Origin of the sequence: Nocardioides sp. (genome assembly GCF_025964975.1) — a bacterium.
In the GTDB taxonomy this organism is placed as follows: domain Bacteria; phylum Actinomycetota; class Actinomycetes; order Propionibacteriales; family Nocardioidaceae; genus Nocardioides.
The window spans coordinates 1-5,714 of the sequence record NZ_JAOPXV010000173.1 but is presented as its reverse complement, the minus strand read 5'-3'; the positions used below and the strand labels follow the sequence as shown (position 1 = coordinate 5,714).

The following is a 5,714-nucleotide window of genomic DNA, read 5'->3' as shown; positions in this document are numbered from 1 at the left end:
GCTGCCGATCTCGATCTTGCGGCGGATGTCTGCCTGGACCTCGCGACGGAGGTCACCCTCGATCTTGAAGTTGGCTTCGATCTCATCGCGAAGCTTGACCAGCTCCTCGTCACCGAGCGTGTGAACGCGCGCGTTCGGGTCGACCCCGGTGGCGGCGAGCAGCTGCTGGGAGCGGGTACGGCCGATGCCGTAGATGTAGGTGAGTGCGATCTCGATGCGCTTGTCGCGCGGGAGGTCAACACCAACGAGGCGTGCCATGTGGCGGTTTCCTTGTCTGTTCTCGCGTTGGTTTCTGGTCGTGTCGCGCCCCATCCCGCCTCGGGTGGGCTCCGGCCAATGCTCCGGAGGTGAGTTCGGTCAGGTGCCCGGAGGCTCCTGCCTAGCGATCACGTTGTGATTTTGTGGTCGATCTGGATTTCCCTCGGGAGCAAGCTCCCATCGGGCTCGTGCTGCCCTTCAGCTCCGGCTGCGCCGTACCTGAAGGTCGTCACTCACCCTTGACGCTGCTTGTGACGCGGGTTCTCGCAGATGACCATGACGCGTCCGTGCCGACGGATGACCTTGCACTTGACACACATCGGCTTGACGCTCGGGTTGACCTTCATTGATGAAGTCCTTGCTGCTCGGCTGGTTACTTGTAGCGGTAGACGATCCGACCTCGGGTCAGGTCGTAGGGGGAGAGCTCCACCACCACGCGGTCCTCAGGGAGGATCCGGATGTAGTGCTGGCGCATCTTGCCGCTGATGTGAGCGAGAACCTTGTGGCCGTTGCTCAGCTCGACGCGGAACATGGCATTGGGCAGGGCTTCGGTGATAGTGCCCTCGAGCTCGATCACGCCTTCTTTCTTCGGCATGTCCTCCACAATCTGTTGTTCGGTCATCTACCGTCTGGTGCTCACCCCACTGGTGTGGAGCGGTCGGCCCGGGAACCTCCGCCCTGGGGCGGTGGACCTCGTGCGGTGGTCCGTGGTGACTCATCCCGGGCACGCAGCGAGGCGCTCCTGCGAGCGAACTCTGCGATGATCGGGCAGCCGCGAGGCACCACGAAACGCAACCCACGTTGGGTCGACACGCCAGTTTAGTGCGCCCGGAGATGAAAACACCAATCACGACGAACGGCGTGACCCCCGGGCCCGTGTACGGGCAGACGCGGTTGTCCGGTTCTTCCGCAGCGATGCCGGACTGATCGCCGCCGCCCAGCGGCGACGACGCCCCACGGCCCGTGACATGGCCTGGCGCTCGGACTCGACCGTCTCCCAATAGGCCGCCGCGGCCTCGGCGGCGGGCACCGCTGGTCCGAAGACGAAGCTGTCCGCGCGGCGGGCCAGCGCAGGCGCTGACCCCGACACGATGGAGCCCGACTGCTCGCGGCGGGTGACCGTGGGACCCAGCGGCACCGGCTGACCAAGGTCGCGGGCATGGTCGACGAGCTCGCGCCAGGCTCCCACGATGCGTGCGGACATGCTAGCGGTGGTACGCCGCCGTCGCCGGCGCAGCGCCTTGAGCCCGATGATCGAGGCAAGGATCGCCGCCACGAGCAACAGCGACCCGCCGACGTACGTGCCCCCTAGCACGAGCCAGCCCGGGAGGCTCTCCGCCAACGACTCCTCCTCCGCGGTCTCCCTCTTGTCGTTCTTCTTGGTCCGGCGTTCCTTGAGGTCTGCGTCGCTCTGGTCGCCGGCGTCCGAGGGCGGTGGGATCGGGGCGGGCGGCGGCACGATGGTCCCGCTCATGGGAGTGTTGGTCTCGGGCAACCTCTCGGCAGGGGGCTCGTCGGACATGAACCGATCGGTCTCCAGGGTTCGCCAGGAGCCGTCTGCCGCCCTGAGCTCGACCCACGCCTCGACCTGCTCGCCGGTGACGACGCCGCTCTCGGGGACCACAGCACCCAGCACGACCCGCGCAGGAACCCCAACCTCGTTGGCCAAAAGCGCCATCACGGCGGCGTACTGCTCGTCGTTGCCGACCATCTGCTGGTCGTTGATGAACTCGTCGGAGAGTCGCATCAGGTTGTGGCCCGGGTGGTAGACCTGTTCGGCCTTGGTGACCCCGTCGGAGTACTTCCCCTCGGACCTCAGACGCTCGGCGATCGCCAGCACCCGGGCCATGGGAGTCGTGGCCGTGGCCGACCAGTCGGTCGCCGGGGCCTGGAGGAACCCGGTGCCGGGGGGCGACGGCTCCAGCGTCGTGGAGGCAAGAGTCTGCTCGTCGACCGCGTCGAGCGGTTGCACCGCAGTGAAGGAGTAGGTATCGCCCTCACGGATGCCGGACGGCACGACCGCGGTTGCGGTGGCGAGGTTGTAGCGGAAGGACTCCGCCTTCGACTCCGGATCGCCCAACCGGAAGTCGACCTCCTGCACCGCACCGATGGTGGGCAGCCAGACGCTGTCGTACGCCTCGCCGATCGTGACGGTCGCCTCGATCTGCTTCCCCTGCACCGGGTTGTCGATCGTGGAGGACACACGTTGGAAGGAGTCGTCGGCGGCGCCGGGGATCGCATCGTTGGTGGCGCCCCAGACCAGGCCGTCATAGGTGTCCATCGCCGCGATCCGCACCCGCGCGCCGGCCGGAGCGCCCTCGATGGTGAACAGGGTCTTCTCGAAGACGTTGGCCGGGTCGGACTTCGGCCGTAGGTCGATGTACTTGCGGAAGCCCGCCAGCGGCGAGGGGTAGCGGCCGATGTCGAAGGGCGGTTCGACCCACGACCGCACCACGGTGCGCTCGTCGTCGTCCGCCCCCGTGACGATCCCGCTGGCCGGCAGCGCCAGCGCCGAGGCCACGACGACCAGCACGGCACCAAGGGCCAGCCTGCCGTAGCCCGACGATCCGCCGTGGACGGTCGCCGAGGCGCGACGGGCTCGGACGGCCAGCCATCCCAGCGCCACGGCCGCGAAGACCGTGCCCTGCACCACGACGGAGTGCGGGTGGCGCACGCCCAGGAGGATCACGGCGACCAGCACGGCGGTCAACCCGAGCACGGGCAGCAGGGCTGTCACCCAGGAGCGCTTCCCGGTGAAGCCGCTCAGTGCGGTGCCCACGAACCCCGCCACCAGCCCGAGCAGCCACGGCAGGACGAGCAGCGGCCCGTCACCGTCGACTGGCGGCAAGGTCGTCAGCATGTCCTTCCAGCCGAAGACCGCCTGCTCCATCAGGGTGCCGAGCGTCGTACCCCCCGGAAGGAAGGCCGTGTCGCCCACCGACCGCAGGCACAGCGGACCTCCCAGCACGAAGAACAGGAACGCCAGGATCACGACAGGCGCGATCAGGGGCCACCCCAGGGCGCGGGTCAGCCGGGTGACGGCGATGCCGAGGACCACCCCGAGCATCGCGACGACGAGGAAGGCCCCGCCAGTGAACGACGTGGCGAACCCGCTCAGGGCCAGCCCGCTGAGCACCAGGACCGAGGTGAGGTCCACCGCAGTCGCCGCGTCGGGCACGAGCCTGCTGCCCCGTGAGCGGGTGACGGTCTCGGCCGCGTTGACGGCGTTCGTGGTGCTCACTTGACGCTCCACCGGAGGACGCCGCCGAGGTCGTCCTTGTCAGCCAGGTGCAGCACCGGGAGCCCCATCGTCTCGGTGACCCGGCTCGTACCGGAGGGGTCGATCAGGATTGCGTAGCGCCGCACCTCGGGCGGGAACGCAGCCGCACCGCGCAACATGTCGGCGAACTCCGTGCCGGGGCCCCCCACGAGGAACAACAGGCTGCAGTCGGGGGCGACCTGGGTGGCCCGGCGAGCCGCCACCACGATGCCGGTGCGGCCGTGCTCGGCACGACACACGGCATCGAGCGCGAGGTGCCCGTTGGCTCCGGTCGACGCCGTCTCGCCGCAGACGAAGGACACCTCGAACTCGTCGAGCACCGCGCGTACGGCGATGGAGGCCGCCACCGACATGGCCGACTCGAAGTCGCTGGGGTCGGCCCACGACGCCGCAACGTCGTCGACCACGATCGCCGCGTGGCTGCGACGGGTGTCGAGGTACTGCCGCACCAGCAGGCTGGACTCCCCCGTCGACGCCATCACCTTCGCCGAGGATCGCCAGTGGATGTGGCGCAGGTCGTCACCGGGGACGTATTCGCGCAACGCATGGAAGGCGAGGTCGCTGTGCGAGACGGCGTCGGTCGAGACTCCCTCGAGGTCGCGCAGCAGACCGGCTCCCAGCGACTCCAGCGGGACCATCGGGGGCCGGACCAGCACCTCGCGCACCGGCGTCCAGACGACGTCGCGCGAGAAGATCCCGATCGGGTCGCCGCGCCGCGTCGTGGCGGGGCCGACGCGGATCACCCCCCGGTGCTCCGTGCGGATCATGAAGGACTCTTCGTGCTGTGCCCCGGCGGCGAGGGTGGAGATGCCGTAGCGGTGGACGGACCCCCCGACCGGCACCTCGAGCGTGGTGGGGATCAGGCGCCCGTTCGCGATGTTCTTGACGATCACGCCTGCGGCGACGGACTCCCCGGCTGCCACGCGCTCCGGCTCGAGCCGTAGGTCGACGTCGACGTTGGTGCGCCCTAAGAGGAACGGCGCGGCCAGGAGGACCAGGAGCAGGCATGCAGCCGCAATGACCGCCAGCTCGCGCCAGTGCGCAAGGGTGGCGAGACACATCGCTCCGATTCCGAGGCCGAGGATCGACCACCCGACCGGGCGGACGACACTCAACAGCTCCTGGGCCCGTTCCATCCTGGGTCAGGCAACCCGGTCGGTCGGGGGCGCGACCGCGTCGAGCAGACGACCGATGACGGTCTGGACACTGACGCCGCTGAACTGCGCCTCGGCGTCGAGCAGCAACCTGTGGGACAGCACGGGCTCGGCGAGCTCCTTGATGTCGTCGGGCACCACGTGGTCCCGACCGTCCGCGGCGGCCCAGGTCTTGGCAACCCGGATGAAGGCCAGGCACCCACGGGCCGAGAGGCCCAGCTTCACATGGGGTTGACGCCGCGACTCCTCGGCCAGCTCGGCGATGTAGCCGATCACTGCGGGGTCGACGTAGACCAGGTCCGCGAGGCCGCTCATCTGCGAGATCGTCGCCGCGCTGATCACCGGGGTCACCAGCGACGCGCGGTCACGCACGGCGGCGTTGACGAGCAGCTCGATCGTCGCGGCCCGGTCGGGGTAGCCGAGCGAGGTCTTCATCAGGAAGCGGTCGAGCTGCGCCTCCGGCAGCCGGTAGGTCCCCGCCTGCTCGATCGGGTTCTGGGTGGCGATCACCAGGAAGGGCCGTCCCACCGAGTGGGCCACCCCGTCGACGGTGACACGGCTCTCCTCCATCACCTCTAGGAGCGCCGACTGGGTCTTGGGCGAGGCACGGTTGATCTCGTCGGCCAGCACGATCGTGTGGAAGATCGGACCGGGGTGGAACTCGAAGGTGCCCTTGTGCTGGTCGTAGACCGTGACGCCGGTGACGTCGGAGGGCAGGAGGTCCGGCGTGAACTGGATGCGGGCATGGCTGCCCTGCACCGTGTTGGCCAGGGCGCGCGCGAGCATCGTCTTGCCGGTGCCGGGGAAGTCCTCGATCAGCACGTGACCCTCGGACAGCAGGCAGGTCAACGCGAGTCGTACGACGTGGCGCTTGCCGAGGACGGCCTTCTCCATGTTGTCGGTGAGCTGGTCGAAGGTCGCCTTGAACCACTCGGCCTGTTCGTGGCTGATCGTCATGTCACGTTCCTGTCGGTGCTGTCAGCGGTGGGTGGAGTCCTGAGGGCGCGGCTACCACGGTTGTG

At 68.8% G+C, this 5,714-nt stretch carries 6 protein-coding genes; all 6 read right to left on the bottom strand.

From position 1 onward, the window contains the following. A partial coding sequence (gene rpsM, locus JWN68_RS13170) for a 30S ribosomal protein S13 (RefSeq protein WP_297739626.1) occupies positions 1 to 258 on the bottom strand: 258 nt, incomplete at its 3' end. Positions 259 to 491: 233 nt separating this feature from the next. Then, complete coding sequence (gene rpmJ, locus JWN68_RS13165; RefSeq protein ID WP_297739624.1) at positions 492 to 605, bottom strand: 50S ribosomal protein L36; 114 nt, start codon at positions 603 to 605, stop codon at positions 492 to 494. 26 nt (positions 606 to 631) lie between these two features. After that, the gene (gene infA, locus JWN68_RS13160; RefSeq protein WP_026145687.1) at positions 632 to 853 is read right to left on the bottom strand and encodes a translation initiation factor IF-1; all 222 of its coding nucleotides are present in this window, start codon (positions 851 to 853) and stop codon (positions 632 to 634) included. 252 nt (positions 854 to 1,105) lie between these two features. Then, positions 1,106 to 3,499 carry a transglutaminase-like domain-containing protein gene (locus JWN68_RS13155; protein ID WP_297739622.1) on the bottom strand — a complete coding sequence of 798 codons (2,394 nt, stop codon included), beginning with the start codon at positions 3,497 to 3,499 and terminating at the stop codon, positions 1,106 to 1,108. Then, on the bottom strand, positions 3,496 to 4,674 hold the full coding sequence (locus tag JWN68_RS13150) for a DUF58 domain-containing protein (RefSeq protein ID WP_297739620.1): 1,179 nt from the start codon (positions 4,672 to 4,674) through the stop codon (positions 3,496 to 3,498). Before JWN68_RS13150 ends, JWN68_RS13155 begins: the two co-directional genes overlap by 4 nt. A 6-nt stretch (positions 4,675 to 4,680) precedes the next feature. Then, positions 4,681 to 5,649 (bottom strand): MoxR family ATPase, encoded by a 969-nt coding sequence (locus JWN68_RS13145; RefSeq protein WP_297739618.1) that lies wholly within the window; start codon positions 5,647 to 5,649, stop codon positions 4,681 to 4,683. Positions 5,650 to 5,714 lie beyond the last annotated feature (65 nt).

What these genes read in the sequence shown, in the direction of transcription:
- rpmJ (WP_297739624.1), bottom strand. Translation starts at nt 605, where the DNA reads ATGAAGGTCAACCCGAGCGTCAAGCCGATGTGTGTCAAGTGCAAGGTC.
- infA (WP_026145687.1), bottom strand. Translation starts at nt 853, where the DNA reads ATGCCGAAGAAAGAAGGCGTGATCGAGCTCGAGGGCACTATCACCGAA.
- JWN68_RS13150 (WP_297739620.1), bottom strand. Translation starts at nt 4,674, where the DNA reads ATGGAACGGGCCCAGGAGCTGTTGAGTGTCGTCCGCCCGGTCGGGTGG.
- JWN68_RS13145 (WP_297739618.1), bottom strand. Translation starts at nt 5,649, where the DNA reads ATGACGATCAGCCACGAACAGGCCGAGTGGTTCAAGGCGACCTTCGAC.